Annotated in this window: 19 protein-coding genes; 4 read left to right on the top strand and 15 right to left on the bottom strand. The window is 41.1% G+C overall.

Going from position 1 to position 24,163, the window contains the following annotated elements; translation table 11 throughout:
* From H5203_RS04305 to ccoN, 8 genes are all read right to left on the bottom strand, one after another.
* Positions 1-672 (bottom strand): sulfite exporter TauE/SafE family protein, encoded by a 672-nt coding sequence (locus H5203_RS04305; protein ID WP_182731415.1) that lies wholly within the window; start codon positions 670-672, stop codon positions 1-3.
* On the bottom strand, positions 665-832 hold the full coding sequence (gene ccoS, locus H5203_RS04300) for a cbb3-type cytochrome oxidase assembly protein CcoS (RefSeq protein ID WP_145233504.1): 168 nt from the start codon (positions 830-832) through the stop codon (positions 665-667). The genes H5203_RS04305 and ccoS overlap by 8 nt, the downstream gene beginning before the upstream one ends.
* Positions 829-3,204 carry a heavy metal translocating P-type ATPase gene (locus H5203_RS04295; protein ID WP_145233506.1) on the bottom strand — a complete coding sequence of 792 codons (2,376 nt, stop codon included), beginning with the start codon at positions 3,202-3,204 and terminating at the stop codon, positions 829-831. Before H5203_RS04295 ends, ccoS begins: the two co-directional genes overlap by 4 nt.
* A gap of 10 nt (positions 3,205-3,214) precedes the next feature.
* Complete coding sequence (locus H5203_RS04290; protein WP_145233509.1) at positions 3,215-3,706, bottom strand: FixH family protein; 492 nt, start codon at positions 3,704-3,706, stop codon at positions 3,215-3,217.
* A 149-nt stretch (positions 3,707-3,855) separates the two neighbouring features.
* Complete coding sequence (gene ccoP, locus H5203_RS04285; protein ID WP_145233511.1) at positions 3,856-4,821, bottom strand: cytochrome-c oxidase, cbb3-type subunit III; 966 nt, start codon at positions 4,819-4,821, stop codon at positions 3,856-3,858.
* Positions 4,818-5,003, bottom strand: coding sequence for a cbb3-type cytochrome c oxidase subunit 3 (locus H5203_RS04280; RefSeq protein ID WP_064667100.1), 186 nt, complete (start codon positions 5,001-5,003; stop codon positions 4,818-4,820). The genes ccoP and H5203_RS04280 overlap by 4 nt, the downstream gene beginning before the upstream one ends.
* A gap of 6 nt (positions 5,004-5,009) precedes the next feature.
* Complete coding sequence (gene ccoO, locus H5203_RS04275; RefSeq protein ID WP_145234075.1) at positions 5,010-5,684, bottom strand: cytochrome-c oxidase, cbb3-type subunit II; 675 nt, start codon at positions 5,682-5,684, stop codon at positions 5,010-5,012.
* A gap of 12 nt (positions 5,685-5,696) precedes the next feature.
* Entirely contained in the window at positions 5,697-7,130 is a 1,434-nt protein-coding gene (gene ccoN / locus H5203_RS04270; protein WP_145233514.1) for a cytochrome-c oxidase, cbb3-type subunit I, read from the bottom strand.
* A gap of 338 nt (positions 7,131-7,468) precedes the next feature.
* On the opposite strand from ccoN, the gene H5203_RS04265 reads away from it, so the two are divergent.
* The 4 genes from H5203_RS04265 to H5203_RS04250 all read left to right on the top strand — a co-directional run bounded on the left by H5203_RS04265 (position 7,469) and on the right by H5203_RS04250 (position 13,519).
* Positions 7,469-7,891, top strand: a complete 423-nt coding sequence (locus H5203_RS04265) for a hypothetical protein (protein ID WP_182819412.1) — start codon at positions 7,469-7,471, stop codon at positions 7,889-7,891.
* A gap of 822 nt (positions 7,892-8,713) precedes the next feature.
* Entirely contained in the window at positions 8,714-11,431 is a 2,718-nt protein-coding gene (locus tag H5203_RS04260) for a TonB-dependent siderophore receptor (RefSeq protein ID WP_145233519.1), read from the top strand.
* 113 nt (positions 11,432-11,544) lie between these two features.
* Complete coding sequence (locus tag H5203_RS04255) at positions 11,545-12,900, top strand: hypothetical protein (protein WP_145233521.1); 1,356 nt, start codon at positions 11,545-11,547, stop codon at positions 12,898-12,900.
* 70 nt (positions 12,901-12,970) lie between these two features.
* On the top strand, positions 12,971-13,519 hold the full coding sequence (locus H5203_RS04250; protein ID WP_145233523.1) for an HPP family protein: 549 nt from the start codon (positions 12,971-12,973) through the stop codon (positions 13,517-13,519).
* 45 nt (positions 13,520-13,564) lie between these two features.
* On the opposite strand, the gene H5203_RS04245 is transcribed toward H5203_RS04250, so the two are convergent.
* The 7 genes from H5203_RS04245 to H5203_RS04215 form a co-directional block, all read right to left on the bottom strand.
* Positions 13,565-13,816 (bottom strand): DUF3862 domain-containing protein, encoded by a 252-nt coding sequence (locus H5203_RS04245; RefSeq protein WP_145233537.1) that lies wholly within the window; start codon positions 13,814-13,816, stop codon positions 13,565-13,567.
* Positions 13,817-13,834: 18 nt separating this feature from the next.
* Positions 13,835-14,671: a peptidoglycan binding protein CsiV gene (locus H5203_RS04240; protein WP_145233539.1), complete on the bottom strand. Its 837-nt coding sequence runs from the start codon at positions 14,669-14,671 to the stop codon at positions 13,835-13,837.
* Entirely contained in the window at positions 14,671-18,144 is a 3,474-nt protein-coding gene (gene mfd / locus H5203_RS04235) for a transcription-repair coupling factor (protein ID WP_145233542.1), read from the bottom strand. Before mfd ends, H5203_RS04240 begins: the two co-directional genes overlap by 1 nt.
* Before the next feature lie 44 nt (positions 18,145-18,188).
* On the bottom strand, positions 18,189-19,082 hold the full coding sequence (locus H5203_RS04230; protein WP_145233544.1) for a carbon-nitrogen hydrolase: 894 nt from the start codon (positions 19,080-19,082) through the stop codon (positions 18,189-18,191).
* A complete protein-coding gene (locus tag H5203_RS04225; RefSeq protein WP_145233546.1) occupies positions 19,079-20,134 on the bottom strand; it encodes an agmatine/peptidylarginine deiminase in 1,056 nt (351 codons plus the stop codon). Before H5203_RS04225 ends, H5203_RS04230 begins: the two co-directional genes overlap by 4 nt.
* An 87-nt stretch (positions 20,135-20,221) precedes the next feature.
* A complete protein-coding gene (locus H5203_RS04220) occupies positions 20,222-20,854 on the bottom strand; it encodes a PilZ domain-containing protein (RefSeq protein WP_145234077.1) in 633 nt (210 codons plus the stop codon).
* A gap of 123 nt (positions 20,855-20,977) precedes the next feature.
* Complete coding sequence (locus H5203_RS04215) at positions 20,978-24,151, bottom strand: efflux RND transporter permease subunit (protein ID WP_145233548.1); 3,174 nt, start codon at positions 24,149-24,151, stop codon at positions 20,978-20,980.
* Positions 24,152-24,163 lie beyond the last annotated feature (12 nt).

Genomic DNA, 24,163 nt, shown 5'->3' with positions numbered 1-24,163 from the left:
TTAATGCAGCAGCTTGTCAGTTGCAATGATAAGTAAATAAATCCCGTACCAAATAAGTACACTGCCCAGTGCTATTCGTGCCCATGGGTGATTTAATACTTTATGTAATACTTGTGCGCCCATGCCGATACTTAACATCGCGGGAAACGTACCAAGCGCGAAAAATAGCATGACTAGAGCGCCATCAAGGGCTGTGTTGCTGGTCATCGCCCAGGTTAGCGCTGAATAAACTAAACCACAGGGTAACCAACCCCATAATGCGCCATAAGCCATTGCTTTAGGTAATGAGTTGATTGGCATTATAAAACGATTTAGTTTTACCAAGTGCTGCCACACCAAGGTTTTCCCTAGCGATTCCAGCCATTGTAAGCTTGCGCCTAACCGCATGATATACAAGCCAACCAAAATCATAAACAGGCCACTTAAAAACGCTAAAATTAACGCGAACCAATGACTTTGGGTGGCAAAATGGCTGCTGATCCCAGCAACGAGCGCCCCTGCGAGCATATAACTGCCGGCACGACCGATGTTATACGCAATGGAGTACTGCAATGGTCGGGTTTTATCTGTGGCTAATTGTAAGGAGCTGGCAATACCACCACACATTGCTATGCAATGTCCGCTGCCAATAAGGCCCATGATAAAAGCGCTGACAAATAAGGGGTCAATCATTACTTTTTTTGTGCTGCTCTTTATCATCTTCAAACAAAATGCTATGACCTTGTTTGTTTAAATCTGAAAATTGTTCACCGCGAACGGCCCAAAAAAACACTCCAATCGCGATCAGTACAAATAAAATAGCAATTGGAACTAGAATATAAATTATACTCATAATTTTAATAACCTTAGTGAGTTACTGATCACAATGATGGAACTGGCAGACATCCCAATCACAGCCATCCAAGGTGCAACTAGGCCTAATGCCGCAAGCGGTAAGATTGAACCATTATAGAGCAATGAAAGCGCTAAATTTTGCTTTATTATTCGGCGTGTTTTTTTCGATACCGTCAATAAATGCTCTATAGCGGCTAAATCACTATTGAGTAATACCACATCGGCGGTGTTTTTGGAAATATCAGCGCCGGTTTCCATTGCGATAGATAAATGCGCGCTATTAAACACTGGACTGTCGTTGACACCATCTCCTACCATGGCAACAATTTCACCTTGGCTTGACCACAGCTTCACTTCGCTTTGTTTATCCTCTGGTAGACAGCCTACTTTAAAGCTATCAAGTTTGAGCTTCTTAGCAATTTGTTGCCCTGCATTTGAGGCGTCCCCAGTTAGCATGTGGCAGGTTAAGCCTTGCTGTTGTAAAGAGGTAATTAAGTTTGCAGCATTACTTTTTACTTCATCTACAAAGTAAAAATTAGCAACCGGTTGTTGATCAATGTAGAACGTTGCTTGAGCATTACTTTTTTTACTGTTGAACCAACCACTTTTACCAATTGCATAGTTATGATTGTCATCTTCACCGGTGATGCCACAGCCAGGATGAATTTTAATATTCGTTAAGTCGCGCTGTGTGGGTGTGAACTCATTAAATGCAGTCGCAATAGGGTGTTCGGAGTAACTTTCAAGTTGTGCTACAAGAGCCAAAATCTGTTTTTTAGATAAAGAATTTGCTAATAAGTCCACAGCATCTAGGCTAAAACGCCCCTGTGTTAACGTGCCTGTTTTATCAAAAGCAACGCGCGTTAATTGTGGTAGTGTTTCTAGCACATGAGACTGCTTAATGAGTATTCCTTTGCGGGTTAAGGTAGCCACCGCGCAGGTTAAGGCGGTTGGAATTGCTAAACTTAGCGCACATGGGCAAGTTGCAACAAGGACCGCAATGGTGATCCAAAAGGCATGTTCAGGGTCAACTTGATACCAGCCGATGGCGGTAAGTGAGGCAAATACCAGCAAGCAGGCAACAAACCACTGTGCCACTTTGTCGGTGATTTCCACCAGTTTAGGACGGGTGGCAAGCGCACTGTGCTGCAATTTAATTATTTGGTTTAAAAGAGTATTTTGACCAATTTTATTGATAAGGATTTCAATTACACCATCATGATTCACGGTACCGGCAAAAACTTGATGATCAATGTACTTACTAACTGGTAAATGCTCACCTGTCATCATTGCTTCATCAACGGTGGTGCTACCAGAGCAAATAACACCATCTGCAGGAATTGTTTCTCCGGCTTTAATTAAGACTCGGTCACCGAGTTTTAATTTTTTAGCTGCAATAATATGTTCGTGGCCGTTTTCATCCAAAGTACGGGCTGTAAGTGGTAATAACTTTTGTAAGTTAGCAGTAAACTCACTGGCTTTCAGTCGAGCCCTAAACTCTAAATATTTACCTAGCAATAATAAGAAGGTGAACATACAAATTGATTCAAAATACACTTCGCCCACGGCCATCACTGTGGCGTAACTACTTGCGCCATATGCGCCAAAAATAGCCAGGGATACAGGAAGATCCATGTTTAACTGCTTGGCTTTTAAGCCATTAATTGCATTGGTTAAAAAGGGCATAGCACTGTATAAAATAACCGGTGAAGCGAGTATTAAGCTGATCCATCGAAAATACTGTTCAAAGCTTTCTTCCATGCCAGAAAACATGCCAAAGTACATGGCGAAAGCAAACATCATCACTTGCATTGTCATTAAGCCTGCTACGCCGAGCCTGCGAATGTACGATTTGGCAACTAGCTGCTTTTGACTTGCTTCAATATCGACTTGAAACGGGTAGGCCTTGTAGCCAATTTCTAATAACGATTTGATAATGTCGCTTAGTGGTGTCTGATCTTTATGCCATTGGATCATCGCACGGTTTGTTGATGTATTTACGTCAACGCGTTTGATTGCGGGTATATTTAACAGCTGCCTTTCAATCAACCATGCACAGGCGGCACAAGTGATCCCTTCAACGGTCAATAACACTTCACTGATGTCGTTGGTTTGAGAAATAAACTCGTCTTGAATATCTGGATTATCGTAACTGCTAATAAATGCTAATTGCTCTGGTACTAGCTGTTCGACTTTACCAGCGCGTACGGTTCTGAATTTATAATAATCTGTCATACCTTGAGCAACAATTGTCTCGGCAACGGTTTGACAGCCAATGCAACACATCGGTTGTGCGCTTGCGTCTATAACAACAGTCGCGCTAAAACCAGATGGTACACTTTCAAGGCAATGAAAGCAGTTATTAGACATGATAGCTTTACTACTTATATTCAGGACTTATGGTAATACTTTGCTTACTTGGCAAAGTGATGTTTTCTTTTAACTTCCAACTACCGTCTATTGGCTCAATAAATACAGTATAAGTACCATCACTATATGGATCAATAATTGCTGTAAATTCACCATTTGCATTAGGGGTTAAATGAGTACTAAAATCATGGGCCTGGATTGTACGGTGGTAAAACGATAGCTTTAAAGAATGGATATTACTGGTATCCCCTTTATTGAATTTAAAGCTTACTTTGTCTGTTTCGACGTTTAATTCCCCATGTAAATATAACGCTTTGGCTTTATCAAATTTGCTCAATTCTAAATTAATTGCTTTGCCTTTTTTATAGTAATCATCAACCACCATATCAGGGCCATTGCCGATCGCAGTTATAAAGAGGGAAATACAGCCAATGATGGCAACTAGCGGAAAAAAGATTAAAAACCACGGCCAGAAATTTTTATACCAAGGAGTAGAGGTCATAAATACACTTAATTTGTTTTGCGATAAGGGCATTTTATAGGATTTAAATTGAAAAGACTAAAAAAAAGCCTCCAGATGGAGGCTTTTTTGATCTTAATTAATCTATTGAATTAAAACATTAAAATATAAACAACCCATTAACATTTTAATTATTTATCTTGCGATAAACTATAAACGTATGCAGTTAATAGGTGGATTTTTTCTTCACCTAAAATATCTTTCCATGCAGGCATAACACCGGCACGGCCGTTATTAAGTGTTTCTTCAACAGCACGTTGAGAACCACCATACAGCCAGATGTTATCAGTTAAGTTAGGTGCACCAAACGGTAAGTTATGTGCAACTGAACCTTTACCATCAGCACCATGACACGCAGCACACATTGCAAACTTAGCTGCGCCTGCTGCTGCATCTTTCTGGTTAACGGTACGACCTGATAAGCTTAGTACATGAGCAGTCATTTCTTTAACGCCTTGCTCACCCAATGCAGCACCCCAAGGTGGCATTGCAGCAATACGACCATATAAAAGTGTTTCTTTGATTTTATCTGGCGTGCCGCCATATAACCAATCTTTATCAGTTAGGTTAGGGAAGCCTTGACCACCACGAGCATCAGAACCATGACACTGTGAACAGTTTTGAGCAAATAAACGCTGACCAATTTCCAGTGCTTTTTCATCAGTAACAAGTGTTTCAATATCTTGCTGAGCATAAGCCGCAAAAATAGGACCAAAACGCTCATCTGCAGCGCGATATTCCGCATCAAGCTTTACAAATTCGCCATTCGCTTTAGCTTCTTCAACTGCTTTTTTAGATTCAGCTAAAGAGGTTATACCCTGGTTAGAACTGCTCCACTTAGCAATACCTTCCCAGTTACCTAGGCCAGGATATGCTGCTAAGTAATAAACTGACCATACAAATGTTGCAAAGAACATGTAAGTCCACCACTTAGGTAGTGGATTATTTAGTTCTTCAATACCATCAAATTCGTGCCCGCAGCTTTCACCTTCTTTAACACCAGTGTAGTTTGTTAAATTCCACACTAGTAATCCAAAAATGATAAATAAGCATGCAAGGGTTAATACAATAACCCATATACTCCAAAAGCTAGTCATTTCTCAGACCCCTTTTCCTCGTTAGAGATTGTATCATTATGTTTTTTCTCATCTTCAAAGATGACATTAGCGGCGTCTTTAAAACGTGTTTTACTACGCTTACTATATGCCCACACAACAATGACAATAAATAGTACTAAAATTACCAGAGTTAAAATGCCTCTGTATGTTCCGTAATCCATAATTAATTACTTCAAGTGCGTGCCAAGTTGTTGCAAGTAAGCAATGAGGGCTTGCATTTCTGTTGCACCCTTACCGTCATTCATAGCATCAACTTTAGCAACGTCAGCGATTAGTTCTTCATCACTACCATATCCTAAACCAGGGTGAGCTGGATTTTGTGGATTAATAGCAAATGTATCACGGAAAATTTTAAGCTTTTTCAGAGTAAGGCTAGTATCAACGCGATCCTCTGCTAACCAAGGAAAACCTGGCATGTTTGACTCAGGAACCACAGCACGTGGATTCACTAAGTGAGCATAATGCCAGTCATCCGAGTAACGTTTGCCCACACGTGCTAGGTCTGGACCAGTTCGTTTAGAACCCCATTGAAATGGGTGATCCCAAACCGACTCACCAGCAACCGAGTAGTGACCATAACGTTCAACTTCGTCACGGAAAGGGCGGATCATTTGTGAGTGACAGTTGTAACAACCTTCACGTACATAGATATCACGGCCTTCCATTTCAAGCGCGTTTAGTGGGCGTAAACCATCGACTGGCTTTGTTGTATCATCTTGGAACATCAGTGGAGTTATCTCTACTAGTGCGCCGAAGCTGATAGCAAAAACAGTCAAGATAGCCATAAGGCCGATATTTTTTTCGACTATTTCATGTTTGTTTTGTGAATTATTATTGCTCATCATCTCACTCCGTTATGCTAACTGTGCTTGCGCATCTAATTTCAACGAATCATTCTTCGCAGAAATAGTACGGTAAACGTTATAAGCCATAACCAGCATGCCTACCACGATGAACACACCGCCTAGGAAGCGCATAACATAGAATGGATGTGATGCTTGAAGTGACTGCACAAAGCTGTACATTAATGTACCGTCAGCATTTACTGCGCGCCACATTAGACCTTGCATAACCCCTGAAATCCACATTGCTACAATGTATAAAACAACACCTACGGTATGTAACCAAAAGTGTGTGTTAACCAATTTAATACTATACATACGACCTTGAGAAAATAACGCTGGGATAAGGTGGTAAATAGCACCGATAGAAATCATCGCAACCCAACCAAGTGCACCAGAATGAACATGACCAACAGTCCAATCAGTGTAATGAGAAAGGGCATTTACAGACTTAATCGCCATCATCGGGCCTTCAAAGGTAGACATACCATAGAAAGACAATGAAACAACTAAGAAGCGTAGTACTGGATCAGTACGTAGTTTATGCCATGCGCCAGATAGCGTCATGATACCGTTGATCATACCACCCCAAGAAGGAACGAATAAGATGATTGACATAACCATACCTAAACTCTGTGTCCAATCAGGAAGTGCAGTGTAGTGTAAGTGGTGAGGGCCTGCCCAAATATAAAGTGATACTAAAGCCCAAAAGTGAACAACAGATAAACGGTAAGAATAAACTGGACGACCTGCTTGTTTTGGTACAAAGTAATACATCATACCTAAGAAACCAGCCGTTAATAAGAAACCTACAGCGTTATGACCGTACCACCACTGAACCATCGCATCTACTGCACCTGCGTAGATTGAGTATGATTTAGTTAACGATACAGGCACAGCCATACTATTTACAATGTGAAGCACTGCAACAGTAATGATAAAGCCAGCATAAAACCAGTTAGCGACATAAATGTGCGATACTTTACGCTTAGCTATGGTGCCCATAAACACAACCGCATAGGTAACCCACACTACAGCAATTAAGATATCGATTGGCCACTCAAGCTCAGCATATTCTTTTGAACTTGTTATACCTAGAGGTAGAGTGATAACCGCAAGTACGATAACTAACTGCCAACCCCAGAAGGTAAAGGCGGCTAATTTGTCTGAGAGAAGGCGCGTCTGGCAAGTACGTTGCACGACATAATATGATGTCGCGAATAGTGCACTTGTACCAAATGCGAAAATAACTGCGTTCGTGTGTAACGGACGTAGTCGAGAGTATGTTAACCATGGTGTATCAAAGTTAAGTGCTGGCCAAGCTAATTGGGCAGCAATCAGAACCCCAATACTCATGCCAACGATGCCCCAAATCACTGTCATAATAGCGAATTGGCGTACAACCTTATAGTTGTACTCAGTTTGTGATGCTACTGTTTGGCTCATTTTCTGGCTTCCGCTGCAATAAATGCGTTTAGAAATGAATTACCCACTATATAAAGTGGGGCCTACTATTATTCTTAAGTATGTTATCAAAAACCCTCAAAGCTTTGACTGCTTCAGAAAACAAACTCGAGAAACCCTTATTTTTGCGGGGAAATGATAAAATTTTTGGCCTAAAAAAGATAGGTCAATTGCATAAAATTATGACATCAATCAATTTTTCACATGCAGTTGGTTATTTTTTGATGCACTTTTGTACATTTGTGTAAGAATTTAGTTCTGTGGTTGTATTTTAACACTGCGCTGATTAGTATCAGCCTTTACTTTATCTAGGGAATATTATGCCAATTAAGCTTTTAGTTGTGTTTTTAAGCGTATTGAACCTGTTAATTGCATGTGGCCCACAATCGCTAAGTATAGAAGAGCAACGCCAAGGTGCAATCTGTCAGCCAAATCAGTTATGCGAGTATGATAATCAGGTAAAAATTTGGTTGAGTGAGCAACAAATAACGCCAGAAACGCCTTTTGAGATAAATTTATCGTTACCAAGCTCATTGTTAGTTCACAGTGCAAAACTTGAAGGCATCACTATGTATATGGGATATATTCCGGTGTTGTTTGAGCCGCTTGACGATATTTTAGTCGCACAAAGTATGGTTGGTATTTGTTCCGAGCGCAATATGACCTGGAAATTGACACTCGAAGTTAAAAATCCACAGGGTCAACTTAAGCATGTATTTTATTACTTTGATGCGACTTATTGATATCAGTTTAATCCATATTAAATCGGAGTGTTGGTTAAAAAAGTTGCTATCCGAAGCTTAGGGCATAGAGTTGCAAATGTCCGTTATCACTTATTCTGCCTATCCAAACACGCTATTTTTGTTACCTTCATTTGCTAAGTATTAGCTGACTTAATGCATTAACAATGCACTGGACCCATTTCTTAATTGATCCTTTAACGGTTCAAAACACTTCAAAGCAATATTTACTGAAATAATACGCTGCATATTAAGTTGAGTATCTATTTGTAAATCAGGGTTTCTAGTTTAAGTCTCGCCTTGAATTTTTATATTTTCAGTTAAATTTATAGAGTGCGCATAAAACCACCTTATTTTGACATTAAGCTGCAATGAACAAAGCTAAACCCCACTATATTGCTATCAAAAAAGTTGCATAGAGCTTAAATACGCAAAATTATTGCATAACTATGGTTAGCAGTTGTTGGTCAGTTTTGCAGTTTTAATAAAATGATGTGATTAACTTGTGAAGTTTTCTGATTTAGGTATTTTTATACGTTAATTACATATAATTACAAAGTCCATTAGTTTGATTTCATACATGTTTAAAATGTTTTTCTTCGCACTTAAGTATTTGAATATAAGGTGTATTAACTAGTTAACAATGAAACATTCATTAACCAATGTACCTATTGCGGGTTTATCAATAATTGCGAAGGTAATTATTAACCGCTCATTCAGATTTCATTCAGTTAAGTCCGCCTAAGTTGCCCTCGCTGACTCGATATTCTCAAATAAAACGAGCGCTACCTGAGCAAGGTATTTCTCCAACAAGTAGGGTTTCACATGAAAAAATCTATTATCGGTTTAGCTGTAGTTACAGCTATCCCTATGTTTTCAACAATGCAAGCAGTGGCTGCGGAAGATGGCGCCCAATCAATTGAAAAAATCCAAGTTACGGGCTCTCGCATTAAGCGTTCAGATATGGAAAACGCTAGCCCAGTTACATTAATTGGCGCAGATGATATTAAAGCAATGGGTGCCACAAGCATCGATAGCGTATTACAAAAAATGACCGCCACAGGCGGTGCAATGACAAACCCTGGCGTTAACAATGGTTCTGGTGGTAATGCACGTATTGATTTACGTGGACTAGGTTCTAGTAGAACATTAGTACTTGTAAACGGTCGTCGTATGATTGCCTCAGGTACTGGCGCTGCATCAACTGTTGACCTAAACACGATCCCTGTTTCAATGATCAAATCTGTAGAAGTACTTAAAGATGGTGCATCTGCTGTATATGGTACGGATGCGGTTGCAGGTGTTGTGAATATCATCCTAAAAGATGATTTCGAAGGCCTTGATATGAACGTCAACTCGGCAATCACAGGCGAAGGCGATGCAACTGAAAGTTCATTCGATTTTACAGTTGGTTCTTCATTCGATAAAGGTAACATTGTTATCGGTATGCAGTACACTGACCGTGGTAAAGCAAAGCAATCAGATCGTGATTTCTCAAGTTGTCCTATTGCAGAAGGTGCTAACGGTCTAAATTGTAACGGTGGTTCTCCATACAGCCCAGGTGGCCATATTTGGCAAGGTGGTGTAATTGGTGATGTAAATGAAGATGGTTCAACAGTTGATGCTGATGGTAACCCTGTTACTTCAGGTCTTGCCCCAACCGATGATGGTTTAGGCGGCCTTGGTGGACTCCATCCGTATACAGATTCAGACCTTTATAACTTTGCGCCAGATAGCTACTTATACACGCCAATGGAGCGTTTGAACTTAACTGGCCTTGCAAGTTATGAAATTTCAAACGATACACGTGTATTTACGGAATTTACCTACACAAAACGTTGGTCGCAACAGCAAATGGCTGCACAGCCAGTATGGTTTGATTTCAAGTACAATGAAAATATGGGCGATTCATTACTTGGTCAAACTTATGTAGGTAAAGTTGACCGCAATGGCGATGGTCTTGCAGATCGTGATGCAGACGGTAAATATATTACTGACACATTAAACTACGCATATGGTGATGATATCTCTTATGGGCGTCGTATGTCAGACACTGGCCCTCGTTATTTCGAACAGTCAGTAGACACTGTTCGTGCGGTAATTGGTGCAGAAGGTTTTGTAGGTGATTACTCATGGGATGTGTCAGCTAACTTCGGTCGTAACGATTCTGTTGATAAGACAGCCAACCTTCACAATATGGGTGCTATCCAAGAACAAATCACTGAAGGTACATTTAACCCGCTTGATCAAGCTGCATGGACATCTGAAGATTTCCGTAAAAATGTTTACACTGAAGTAAACAATGGTGGTAGTCAGTTATTTATAGTTTCAGCATCTGTATCAGGTGAAATGTTTGAATTACCAGCAGGTTATGCTGCTTTTGCTGCGGGCGTTGAGCACCGTCAAGAGAAAGCATGGTACACACCAGATTCACTAACAGCGCAAGGCCTTGCAAATGACCCTATGGTTGAACCAACCGCTGGCGGCTTTGACGTAAATGAAGCGTATGTTGAATTTGCAATCCCATTACTTGCTGATGCACCATTTGCTCAAAACGTAGAGCTTAGCGCTGCAATCCGTGCGTTTGATTACAGCACATTTGGTTCTGACGAAACATGGAAGCTAGGTTTAACATGGAAAGCAAATGACGAACTAATGTTCCGTAGTGTAGTATCTACAGCATTCCGAGCACCAACCGTTTCTGAGCTTTATTCAGGTAATTCACCTTCTTTTGAACGTGTAACTTTCCCTGGTGCACAAGATCAAGCTGAAGTAACAGTAGGTGGTAACTCATTACTTACTCCTGAAGAAGCTGATACTTTCACAGCAGGTATCGTATACGAGCCAGAGTGGTTTGACGGCTTCAGCATGACAATTGATTATTACAAAATTGAGATTGATAATGCGATTGCATCAGTTAACGAGCAATATATTGTCGATCAATGTTTAGCAACAACTGCAAATGCTGATTCTGTATTATGTCAGTCAGCTAATATCGGCATGGATAGCACAGGTCGAATTAGTTTCAACAATCAGCTGCAAAATGTTGGTGCTGAGGAAACGTCTGGCGTAGATTTAAACTTATCATATAGCTTTGAAGCTGCAGGCCTTAACTGGAAAGCAGGTTTAGACACTACTTACCTAGACGAGTATGTTGTAACTGTTCTTGATGATACTGTTGATTACGCTGGTTTGATAACTTCAAACATTGGTGGCTATGCAGATCTTAAGTCTAACTTTACACTAAATGCAGCTGGCGATAACTGGGATGCACAGTATCAAGCTCGTTACATCTCTGGTATGGATAGTTACTCATGTATCGGTAAAGACACGTGTTATGCGCCGTCTACACCAACTGTTATCTACCATGACATCAGTGGTTCATACATGATCAATGAAACTGTTGCATTATCTGCAGGTGTAAACAACTTATTTGATAAGCAACCTCCTTACTACACAGGTAATAATGATTCAAACACTGACCCGTACACATACGATGTACTGGGTCGTCGTTTCTTCGCTGGTGTGAATGTTAAATTCTAATTAGTAAGAATATTGGATTCTTATGAAGGCCTAGTTTACTAGGCCTTTTTTATTGAACAAATGAAAGTGTGGCAGTAAACTAGATGCATCTTTTTACTTATTAGGAGAGCTGATTGCTAAAACAGGATGAAAACTTATCCTTTATAATTGAACCTGAATTGAGCCCGCGCTCTGAACAGCGCATTGATATGTACTTTTCTATTCCGAATGAAATGGGCATCAATCCGCAAACGTTAACAGAAGAATCGTATTTTAATAACCACTTCAAATCGTATTTAGCGTATAACGCCAATAATATCCATTTACCTTTAGTGCGCAGTCGCTTTGTTAGTAAAAATAAAGGTGAACAACAAGACTATCGGCAAAACCTCAATTTGTATTGTTATCAAGTCCGCCTAGCGATTGATACTGATATCAAAGATACATTAAAGATTGAAGAAGTTGATGAGTTTTATCAGCGCGCTATTGAATTATGTGAACAAAGTCAAAGCTTACTTAAAAAGCTAAGGCGTTACACACCTGATGATGAAAAACTGATCTCGTTTTATACCAATGCAGATAACTATCTGAGTTGGCATATTGAGCAGTCGTTTTTAAAATTACTTGACGAAGGGCCACGTAGCAGTGATTACGCGAAAGAGCGTAATGATCTGATGAATTTTTGTAAAGCCGAGCAAGATTATCGACATGAGCTGCAATATAACTCGGAATCAACCCTTCAGGATGCAAACCGGATCACCAATAAGATGCGTCTTCTACAGCGTTTGATTGAGCATGGTGTGGTGTTAAATCGTAATACTCGTTACCTTAATAGTTATTTAAAACGATTGGTTAAAGGAACCGTTACAGCGATTATAATGGCGCTTGTTATGGTTGTGGTTCTGAATGCGCGGATCTCATTTACCGAAGTGACTGCAACATTAGTGATCATTTTGGGCGCTATTTACGGGATGCGAGAAATTTTTAAAGAAGACATAACACGAGTTATTTGGCGAGCTATTGTGAAAGGGCGCCCAAAATGGCGATTTCAATTTCGAAATAGTGTTACCAAAGATAAAATAGCTACACAATACATCTGGCTTGAATATACACGCTTTAAACATATTCCAGAGGATGTACGAAAAATATTTTCAAAACGACGTCAACAAAATAAACAAGCAGCGCAATGGCTGCACTTTGCCAGTGAAATACGGGTTAATGCAAAAGAGTTCTTACCTGGTTATGATAGCTTGCAACAGACCTTGCAGTTTAGTTTAGCGGCGTTTGCGCGGAACTTAAAAAAAGGCGAAGGTAAACTGTATCATCTTGATAATAATAAAATATCTAAACAAAGTGTGGAGCGGCGCTATCAACTAAATGTAGTGCTTTCATATCAAAATGACGAAGAGATAAATTACCAGCGTTATAAAATCACCTTAAATAGAAGTAAAATAGTTAGCATTGAACTGATTTATAGCGAAATGGAATAAATGTTGTCGTCGATTTTCTTATCTATCAGGTATTATCTCCCTCTTTTTACACAGCTTGAGGGGGAGTGATATGCGCTTTCTGATTTCCAGGATGGCCGCAACCAGTCAATGTCCACCACGTAAACCGATGAGTAAAATCATCTGGTCTTTAATTGGGTCATTTTTAGGCATTTATTTAGTTGCAATAATTGGCAAAAGCTTACAGTTTGATCCGTTAACTAATTTATTTTTAATTGGTTCTTTAGGTGCAACTGCTGTGCTTGTTTACGGTGCGCCATTGGCAGAGTTTTCTCAACCGCGTAATCTTATTGGCGGTCATGTTCTCAGTGCGTTGGTGGGTGTTACTGTGGCAAAACTGCTAACTGCCGATTTAATGTTGGCAAGTGCTTTGGCTGTTTCACTATCAGTTGCGGTTATGCACTTAACGCGTACTTTGCATCCACCGGGTGGCGCTACTGCTTTGATTGCGGTTATTGGTGGTAGCGGTATACAACAGCTAGGTTATTACTATGTCGTAAGCCCTGTATTGTTTGGTACGACAATTATGCTGTTAGTTGGGTTGCTAGTTAATAATTTATCACGTAACCCTAAGCGTCATTATCCTGTCTATTGGTGGTAATAACTGTCAGTAGGTGGCAACATCGTTACTACCTACTGCAATGGTTTATTTTTCTAAACCAGTTTTACTATACAAAGATACTTTGTTTGATACCAAGGTTATTTCAATGTTTTTACTGTCATCGCCCCATGTGCAATTTGTGTGTAGGGTTTTTTCTACACAATTATCAGCGCTTCCTAAAATTGCTTCTACTGCAGTTTTGTCCATGCCAATTTCGATTTTCTCGTAATTATCTAAGTTTACTTTTGAGCAAGCTGCTAGGCTTAATGTTGCAGCAATAATTAAAAGTTTTTTCATTCGGTCATCTTCCTTTATTTAGTGGTTAAATTTTCTAATTTGTACAATCATGCCCATTTTTGGATGATCAAAATAATGAATGTCGCCACTTATCACACGTTTGAATTGTGAGAACCGAGCGTGTTGGATTTCACCAGTTACTTGGATTTCATTTACGTCAAAGCTGGCATTAATAAATAAATAATGGCGCAAATAAATATTAAAAGTGCCATCTAATTCCCACTTATCTGCATTTTGCTCAATTGCAGGGGCTATGAACTGATTAGGACTGACTAAACTAATAAAGTCATTATTTGTATACTGTGGCGTTTGCGCAATCACAGGTGCGTGCAATAATTTACCACCAAACAGTTTAATACTTTCAGAACGAGATTGGCTCGCCCCTTCAAAACGCCACCCGGTGTGAAGTATAGGTTTGAGGCCTTTACGCAGTAGTTCTTGTTGCTGTGATGTAAATTGTAGCTGTTCGGGAGCAAGTAAGTAGGTTTGCTCCATATCATCTTTAACAGGCGCTAATGGGCTCAGTGGTAACACTGAATAACTGCGCAGGTAATCGATGTTGTTATCGCACAAATTAGAGCGGTTTACACCAATCACAGAATCGGTTAACGACTGTGAATTAAAGCGAGTGTCGCCGTTGATACATTCCTGCTTAGCTTGTTCAATATAAAGTGGTGTCAGTAAATCAATGCTACGTTTAGCGTTAATTGGTTCTTTAGCTAAGCTAAAGTCTTCTTGCAAATAAGGGGCTGGGCGCTGTTTGAATATCAGTATTTCTACTTCAAACCAACGTTCTGCAAATGCTGTGCTACTAAATACACAGCATAGTAGGATAAGAGATTTTTTAAGCAACATTAATGGCTAACCTTTTTTTCGAAATCCGCAATCATTGCAGTGACCATTTTTAAGCGTTCGCGGGCATTCGCTTCATTGATCGCAAAGCGCAACTTATTTGCACCATCCATTTTATACACCTTAGGTGCACTTTGTATCAAACCTATAATGAAGCTAGGGTTAACCTTAGTATGTTGACTAAACTCAAAATAGCCACCTTTTGGATTTGCTTCAATTTTTTTGATGCCTAATTCGCTGGCTTTGAGTTTCAGTTGCTGCAAACTAAATAGGTTTTTAGTTGCATCAGGCAGCAGACCGAAGCGATCAATCAGCTCAACTTGTAATTCGTCCATATCATCTAGGTTAGCGCAGCTGGCAACCCGTTTGTAAATACCTAGTCGCGCATTTACATCGTGAATATAATCTTCAGGGAGTAAAGCGGCTAATTTTAAGTCCACTTCACTTTGTTGTTGTAGCAAGTTATCAAGGGTAGGCTCTTTGCCTTCACGAAGAGATTTCACAGCTTGCTCAAGCATTTCCATATATAAGCTAAAGCCGATGGTTTGCATTTGTCCTGATTGATCATCACCAAGCAACTCACCAGCACCACGGATCTCTAAATCGTGGGTTGCGAGTGCAAAACCGGCACCTAAATCTTCCAGTGACTCGATGGCTTCAAGGCGTTTTACAGCATCTTTCGACAGCCCTTTAGGATTACCCGTTAATAAGTAAGCATAAGCTTGATGATGGCTGCGACCAACTCGACCCCGTAACTGATGTAACTGCGCTAAGCCTAGTTTATCGGCTCTATCCATAATAATTGTATTGGCTGTGGGGATATCAATTCCCGTTTCAATGATGGTAGTACATACAAGTACGTTGTATTTCTGGTGGTAAAATTCGCTCATCAGTTGTTCTAAATCACGTTCGCGCATTTGGCCATGGGCAGAAGCGACGCTTGCCTCAGGTACCCACTCACTAATTTCTTCTGCCACGCGGTCAATAGTTTCAACGTTATTATGTAAAAAGTATACTTGGCCACCGCGCTTTATTTCCCGCAATACCGCCTCTCTGATCAAATCTGCATCGCGTTGACGAACAAATGTTTTAACCGCTAAGCGTTTTGCAGGAGGGGTCGCGATGATTGAAAGATCACGCATACCACTCATGGCCATATTTAATGTACGTGGGATTGGTGTTGCAGTGAGTGTTAAAATGTCAACATCGGCACGCAGTGATTTTATCTTCTCTTTTTGACGTACCCCAAACCGGTGTTCTTCATCGACAATGAGCAAGCCAAGATCTTTAAAGATAATATCGGCTTGGATCAATTTGTGAGTACCAATGACGATGTCCAAGGTACCTTTAGCCATTTTTTCTAGGGTGTCTTTTTGTTCTTTAGGCGAATTAAAGCGAGACAGCACACCGACTTCAATGGGTAAGTCGGCAAATCGATCTTTAAAGTTTTCAAAGTGTTGTTGTGCAAGCAAGGTAGTTGGTACTAAAACCGCTACTTGTTTATTGTCGTTTACAGCAACAAAGGCGGCGCGCATCGCAACTTCAGTTTTGCCAAAACCTACATCACCACAGACTAACCTATCCATTGCTTGTTTACTTTGCATATCACCTAGCACAGCTTCGATAGCGTTACGCTGATCGTCAGTTTCTTCAAATGGAAACCCATCACTAAATACGCGATAAGCAGCACCATCAAGGGCAAATGCATTACCAGCTTTAGCTTGACGCTGGGCGTAAATATCGAGTAATTCAGCGGCCACATCACGTACCTTTTCAGCCGCGCGTTTTTTCGCTTTCTCCCAAGCATCAGATCCCAGTTTATGCAGCGGTGCACTGGCTTCTTCGCCACCAGAATAACGACTGAGCATATGCAGGGCTGACACTGGGACATACAACTTTGCTTCATTGGCATAGGTAATGGTTACAAACTCAGTGATCAGTCCCGCCGCATCAATCGTTTGCAGACCTTGGTAGCGGCCTACACCGTGGTCCAAGTGTACAATCGGTTGGCCAACTTTAAGTTCAGCTAAGTTACGGATGAGTGCATCTTGGCTAGCTTCGTATTTATGTTTACGACGGCGACGCTGGGATACTTTAATGCCAAGTAATTCTTGTTCAGTAACTATGGATAATGCGGGCTTTGTACCAAGTACTACACTTTGTTCTAGTGGGCTGACAATTAAGCCAACATCGCTACTGCTATTTACAAATTCATCGAATGATGAAAACTCTTTAAACTTTAAGCCGCTGGGTTTAAGTATAGCGAGCAGAGATTCACGGCGACCATCGGATTCTACTGACAGTAAGATACGGCCTTTTTGTTTCTTTTGCGCTGCTACATAATTTATAAATGCTTGATAGGGTTCATGTAGTTTATGATCAATGCGTATTGCGGGTAACTCGCTGGTGACTAGATTTTTATTGCCTGCTTTTGTCGCGAGTTTTGCTTGCGATAACCGAATGCGAGCAAAGTTGCCTAAATTTTCAAACAGTTCATTAATGGGTTGATAAAGTGCAACTGGCTCAAGTAACGGGCGCAGTGGATCGACTCGACGGTTTTCATAACGCACATTAATATCATGCCAAAAATGCTCCGCAGCATCTTCTAAATCTCCTAGTTGCATCACTGTTGCAGTATCTGGCAGGTAATCAAAGATAGTGGCTAATTGCTCAAAAAACAGCGGCATATAATATTCGATACCAGCAGGCCAATTGCCTTTGGTCACTTGCATATACACGGAATCTTGCGATGAGCTGGCACCAAATTTTTCACGGTAGTTTATTCTAAATCGTTCGATATCGGCTTCGTTGGTAGGGAACTCATGAGCAGGTAGTAATTCAATTTTATCGACTTTTTCATCCGAGCGTTGGCTTTCAACATCAAATAAACGAATGGTATCAAGTTCGTCATCAAGAAAATCGAGTCTAAATGGATGCGGACTGCCCATTGGATATAAATCAACAATCGAGCCACGAATGGCGTATTCACCATGCTCCATGACTTGTTGCACATGCAAATAGCCTGCTTGCTCTAAGTTACTGCGAAGTTTGTGGGTATCGAGAATATCACCGACTTTAAAATTAATGGTTGAACCATAAATAAACGAAGCAGGGGCGGTACGTAGCATCAAGGTAGACACAGGCACAATTAATACACTTTGTTGTTCTTTTTTTAAAGTATTTAAGGTGGCTAAGCGCGATGAAATTATATCTTGATGGGGTGAGAAATGATCGTAAGGCAACGTTTCCCAATCAGGGAATATCATTACTGGATGCTCGGGTAGCAAGCACTCCAACTCTGTTTCAAGGCGCAGTGCACTGGGTGTATCAGGGGTAACAATAAGCACTAAGCCATCTTGTTGTTTAACCCCTTGTGCAATGGCAATACTTAAACCACTGCCAGTGAGTTGCCCCCATTGAATTTTATCTTTTTGAGATTTTACCCAAGGCAAGGCTGCCCATTGCGCAAACGCCATTTACTACTCCTTTAATGCGCCTCTAGTGAGGCGCTAATTTATTCTTAATCGCGATATATTTTGGTTAAATCGTGGTAATGATCTATACGACGGTCGCGTAGGTACGGCCAAATGCGTCTTACATTTTCAGAACGCTTTTGATCAAGTTCAACAAGTAACAGTTGCTCATCAGTGTTGTTGGCTTCTGCTAGCAGTTCACCTTGAGGACCCGCTATAAACGAGTTACCCCAAAATTGAATACCTTCACTTTGACCACTTGGATCACTTTCATGACCGACACGATTACAACTAATCACGGGTACGCCATTGGCAACCGCATGTGCGCGTTGCGATATTACCCACGCATCTTTTTGACGTGTTTTCTCGCCTTCGTCATCACGTGGATCCCAGCCAATTGCGGTTGGGTAAATTAATAGTTCAGCACCGGCCATTGCCATTAAACGCGCAGCCTCTGGAAACCATTGATCCCAACACACTAAGACACCAAGTTTGCCGACAGAAGTTTGAATTGGTTCGAAACCTAAATCACCCGGAGTGAAATAAAACTTTTCGTAAAAGCCTGGATCGTCAGGGATATGCATTTTACGGTATTTACCCGCAATTGTGCCGTCTTTTTCAAGCACTACCGCAGTATTGTGATAAAGCCCTGTGGCACGTTTTTCAAATAAAGAGGCAACAATAACAATGCTTAATTCTTTTGCAAGCTCAGCTAAAGTGTCGCTACTTGGGCCCGGAATAGTCTCTGCCAAATCAAATACATCAACATCTTCGGTTTGACAAAAGTACAGACTGCGATGTAATTCTTGTAACACCACCAGTTGTGCACCTTGGCTTGCGGCATCGCGAATACCGGCAATTGATTTTGCCATGTTTTGTGCGGCATTATCACTGTTACTTTGCTGCACTAAGGCAACGGTTAAATTTGCAGGGCTGCTCATAATGATGCTCCAGCTAAAAATCCACGGGGTAATTGCATAGTAATGCAGTGTAAACTACCAAATTGATGAATAATTGGTAAGCAGTTTACGCCTATTATTTGATGCTCAGGGTAGGCCGTTTGAATTTGTGCTAAGGCTAATTCGTCATTGGCATCAGCATAAATAGGCACAAGTACAGCTCCATTAATGATTAAATAATTTGCGTAGGTGGCAGGTAACCTGTCGCCATCATCATTAAATACGGCTTTTGGCCATGGTAAATCAATTAAGGTATAAGGTTTACCTGTTGTTGCTTTAAAACCTTGTAACTGCTTTTCCATGGCATCAAGAGCGCTGAAGTGTTGGTCATTTTTATCATCACACTTTACATACACTAAGGTATCATTAGGCGCAAAACGCACTAAAGTGTCGATATGACTGTCGGTATCGTCACCAGCTAAATAGCCATGATCAACCCATAAAAAGTCGGTGGCGCCAAGTTGTTCACGCAAGCACTGTTCAATGTCTTGTTGGGTTAGATCTGGATTACGATTTGGATTAAGCAAACATTCACTGGTGGTCAATAGTACACCGTGTTGATCAATCTCTACACCGCCACCTTCAAGAACCAAATCAAGCGCTTGGTATTGATTGCGCGTATCGGCAAGTTGTTTAACTAGTACCGCATTAATTTTATTATCTAATTCACTGGTAAATTTATTACCCCAGCCATTAAAGATAAAATCAACAATTTTTAGTTGGCTATTATCAGCAACTGCGGCGCAGGTTAATGGGCCATGATCACGTGCCCACGTATCGTTACAGGGAGTAACAACAAAATGCACGCGGCTCAAATCAACAGCGTTGTTGCGCAATAATTGGCTAATGTGTGTTTTTAAGGCTTCATCATGAGCGATGATCACTAATTGCTCTGCATTACAAATATGCTGACATAATTGCACGTATACAGGCTCTACAGCGGTTAAATTGTCGCACCAATCAGTGGCTTGGTGTGGCCAAGTGAGCATAACGGCGTCTTGCTCAGCCCATTCGGGTAAAAGTCTAAAGTTCATGAATTTAATAAACAAACAAAGGTGCTATTAGTTTAGCATTTCAACTATAGCCAAGCCACTTCAAAATGAGGGTTGCTAGTAGCTATATTATTCTGGTTTTGTTGGCTCTGTTGTGTCTTGGGTATCAAAGTTGTCGCTTTCATGTTGCAGCAGCTGACGCTTTTTCAGTTGTCTGGTTTGTGCATGTAAACTAGCACGTACCACAAGTTCTTGATCAGTATCGCGGATGGCTTTAAAAAGTAGGGTGTATTGGTAGTATTCATCGTCAATCTTATTAACTGCAACTACCTCGGTGTAACAATAAATAGCAGAGGCTTCATGCTGTAAAAATAATTTAGTGCGAAATGCTTGGCCAATAGAGTAGACTTTTGTATCGGTTAGTTTGACACCGCCACCGCCGTAGCTATCACAATAAATGGCGTTATCTTCGGGCTGCTCTGAGGCCAATATATGGCTCATGATCAAGTCGATTTTACGCGATTGTGCTTGTAAAAATACGGCAAGCTCTTGTGCCAAATCACCAAGGCTACGCAATGGTCTTAACGAGCTTTGCTCTAATTCACTAACCTCATTGGCCAATTTAAATAACGGTGGGATATCTGCTTCTAGTTGCGCTAAGGTAGTAGGCACTTTGCTATCGTCAACAGCAAATAAATTTACTCGATTACTTTCATCAATCTGAAAGTACTGCTCAAACTCAGTTAATTTTTCACTATTCATCATAAGGCTCCTCGACGCAATAGTTTAATAGTAGCGCCGACAGTATAAAATTGCTAGTTATCAAATTACCATAAAAAAGGGCAAACCACTGTTTGCCCTTATATTTTTGTAGCTGAGCTTAAATCATAAATTACCCTCTTGGGTGTCGACATGTTCACGCTTGTGGTGGCTTGCAATTTCATCGGATAAATCTGCTCGCGAGCGTTTTTCAGTAAGTTTGCGCTCAGTTAACCAATAAAAGAACAGTGGTACAAAGAACACGGCAAGGAAGGTTGCTGCCATCATGCCGCCCATAACGCCAGTACCAACGCTATGACGTGCACCTGCACCGGCGCCTGAGCTCAATACTAATGGCACTACACCTAAAATAAAGGCCATCGAAGTCATGATGATGGGTCTAAATCGAAGACGGGCAGCTTCAAGTGCTGCAGCGCTTGCGCTCCAACCTTGTTGATGTTTCATCAATGCATATTCAACAATCAAAATGGCATTTTTACTGGCTAAACCAAGTAAGGTCACTAAGCCGATTTGGAAGTACACATCGTTAGTCATGCCTACTAACCAGATTGATACCAATGCGCCAAAGGTTCCAAATGGCAATGCTAGCATCACCGAGAGTGGCAATGACCAACGCTCATACAGTGCTGCAAGGATTAAGAAAACCATGATCACCGCAAGGCCTAAAGCAATTCCTGTGGTACCTGAGCTGCGTTTTTCTTGATACGCAGAGCCGGTCCAGTCGTAGGTCATATCAGGTGGTAATACTGCTTTTGCAATACGTTCAACTTCAGCAATTGCTTGGCCAGAGCTGTAACCGGGTGCAGCATTACCGAGCAGTTTTACCGCAGGCAAGTTATTATAACGATTTAGACTTTCTGGTCCGCGACTATATTCAATATTAGTAAACGCAGACATAGGAACCATAGCACCTTGACTATTTTTTACATAAATTCGTCCAATGTCATCAGGCTTCATTCTAAATTCAGCTTCTGCTGACATAAGTACTTGCCAAGCTCGGCCAAACTTATTGAAGTCGTTCACATAATATGTACCCAGTGTGCCGGCAAGGGCTGTAAAGGCATCGTCAATTTCAATGCCCATCGCGCGGGCTTGTTCACGATCTACATCAACTTTAAGTTGCGGTGCATTTGGTCGCCACAACGTTTGTAGGCCACTTAAAATAGGGCTTTTTTGTGCTTCAGCCATCATTGAGCCCATGGCTTGTTGCAGTTTTTCTGGGCCACCTGCGCCTTTGTTTTGAATATAAAATTCAAATCCGCCAGTGCTCCCTAAACCAAAAATAGCAGGGGGGTTAAACGCTAAAACAAGTGCTTCGTTGATATGCGCAGTTTTCATAAACAGCTCATTAACCAAACTTTTAGTATCAATCTCTCGTTCATCCCAATGTTTTTGGGTGACGAATAAGGTGGCTGCACTGTTTTTATAACCGCCGCCAATAAAATCAAAGCCTGTAAATGCCACCACATTTTCATTGGCAGGATTAGATTGTACGGCGCTAATAACTTCAGCCACTACTTTTTCTGTACGCTCAAGGGATGAGCCATCAGGTAAGAAAATAGCTGAAATATAGTAGCCTTGGTCCTCATCAGGCACTAATGAACCTGGAGTGCTTTTCCAAAGGCCAATGGTAATTGACACCATACCAATCATCAGCAATAAACCTAATGCGCCACGGCGCACCATAAAACCAACAGCACCCACATACTTACTGGTTATTTTAGTAAATACACGGTTGAACCATAAAAAGAAGCTTGCGGTTTGTTTATGCTCTTGTTTTAAAATAAGCACACATAAAGCAGGGGTCATTGTTAGTGCAACTATGCCAGATAAGCTCACAGCAATTGAAATGGTGATCGCAAACTGACGGAATAGTTCGCCAGTTAAGCCACCTAGAAATGCAATTGGCACAAACACTGAGCAAAGTACTAGAACAATAGCAACAACAGGTCCTGATACTTCTTTCATTGCTTTTATTGCGGCTTCATGGGCGCTCACATGCTCTTCGTGCATGATACGCTCTACGTTTTCAAGTACCACTATGGCGTCATCCACTACGATACCAATAGACAGTACCATACCAAATAAAGTCAATGAGTTAATAGAATAACCAAGCATATACATGCCAGCAAACGTACCAAGTAATGACACCGGTACGGCAAGAGTTGGGATCAGTGTGGCGCGCCAATTTTGTAAAAATAAGAACACCACTAAGAAAACCAGCACCATTGCTTCAAGTAGTGTTTTCACTACTTCGCGGATCGAGACTTCAACAAAACGGGTGGTATCGTACGAATTTAAGTGAGCAAGTCCAGTGGGAAATTGCTGAGTTAACTCTGCTAATACGCCATTAACTTCTGCTGCTACATCAAGTGCATTGGCACCAGGTTGTAGGAAAATACCTAATAGTACTGCTTCTTTGCCGTTGATAGTGCCTCTGAAGTTATAATCTTTTGCACCAAGTTCAACACGGGCAATGTCTTTTAAACGTAAGCTACTGCCATCAAGGTTTGAACGAATAATGATTTCTTCAAATTGTTCAGGCTCTGATAAACGCCCTTGAGCGGTAACACTGTAAACCAGCTCTTGCGCTGATTGTGAAGTGGGGGTTGCACCAATCGAACCTGCTGCATATTGAGAGTTTTGGCTGCGAACTGCCCCTGCGACTTCTTCAACAGTAACACCGAGCTGACTCATTACATCAGGGCGCAGCCAAATACGCATGGCGTAATCTTTCGCGCCAAAAATTTGTACGCTCGTTGTACCAGGAACACGTTTAATACGGTCTAAAATATTCAGGGTGACATAGTTTGAAGTCCATAGACTATCACGAGTGCCGTCCGGTGAATAAAACGCATGAACTTGCAAAAAACTCGATGAACCTTTTTGCACCACCACGCCTTGGCGCCGTGTTTCTTCAGGTAAACGAGCTTCAACTTGCTTTACACGGTTATTGACGTTAACTGCTGCTTGGTCAATATCGGTGCCAATTTCAAACGTTATTTCAATGGTTGTTGCACCAGAGCTTGTCGAGGTTGAAGACATATACATCATGCCTTCAACACCGGTAATCGCATTTTCAATCGGCGCGGCTACGGTTTGTTCGAGTACTTCAGCCGACGCACCCGGATAGGCTGCTGTCACTTGCACAACGGGTGGGGCAATTTCAGGGTATTGTGCGATCGGCAAGCTGCGCATGGCAGCCAGGCCCGCCAGCACAATAACAATTGAGATCACAAACGCAAAAATAGGTCTGTCGATAAAATAACGAGAAAACATAAAACTCCCTGC

The sequence above is a fragment of the Pseudoalteromonas sp. SG41-1 genome (assembly GCF_014164575.1).
Lineage (GTDB): Bacteria > Pseudomonadota > Gammaproteobacteria > Enterobacterales > Alteromonadaceae > Pseudoalteromonas > Pseudoalteromonas rhizosphaerae.
The sequence above is the reverse complement of the archived record's forward strand: the minus strand, read 5'-3'. Positions and strand labels throughout refer to the sequence as shown.